This window comes from Aerococcus sp. L_32 (genome assembly GCF_050689315.1).
The window spans coordinates 1-515 of sequence record NZ_JBOEQF010001278.1; the positions used below are offsets into that span (position 1 = coordinate 1).

Sequence of the window (515 nt, forward strand, 5' to 3'; positions counted from 1 at the left end):
TTTATTGTGGTTGTTGGTTTATCCCTAACGTTTATGATTTTTACAGGAGGTATCGGTAGCTCGGACGAAACAGTCGAGGTTACCATACCAGAAGGGTCGACAACAGCCGATATTGCAAGCATCTTGGATGATGAAGGCATTATCTTTAACGATTTCCTTTTTACAACTTATTTAAGATTCTTTGGGAATGACGCGATTGAAGCGGGTACTTACACCTTACACAAGAATATAGGCTATACAGATGCTAATAACGAGCTACAACAAGGGGCTACAGCTCAAGTTGACTCAGTGGCTATTCCTGAAGGTTCATCGCTAGAGGCCATTTCGCAAATTATTGCAGATGCACTTGGCATTGAACAAGAAGATGCCTTAGCACAAATGACGGATGACGGTTTATTTGATGAATTATTGGCGACATACCCAGAATTATTGACTGACGTATCTGAAAATGACGACGTGCGCTACAAGTTGGAAGGCTACTTATACCCAGCAACTTATGAGTTGTCATCAACTGT

At 41.4% G+C, this 515-nt stretch carries 1 protein-coding gene; it reads left to right on the forward strand.

Features of this window, described 5'->3' with window-relative positions:
• Positions 1-33: 33 nt before the first annotated feature.
• A partial coding sequence (locus ACRCJ0_RS19315) for an endolytic transglycosylase MltG (RefSeq protein ID WP_431391843.1) occupies positions 34-515 on the forward strand: 482 nt, incomplete at its 3' end.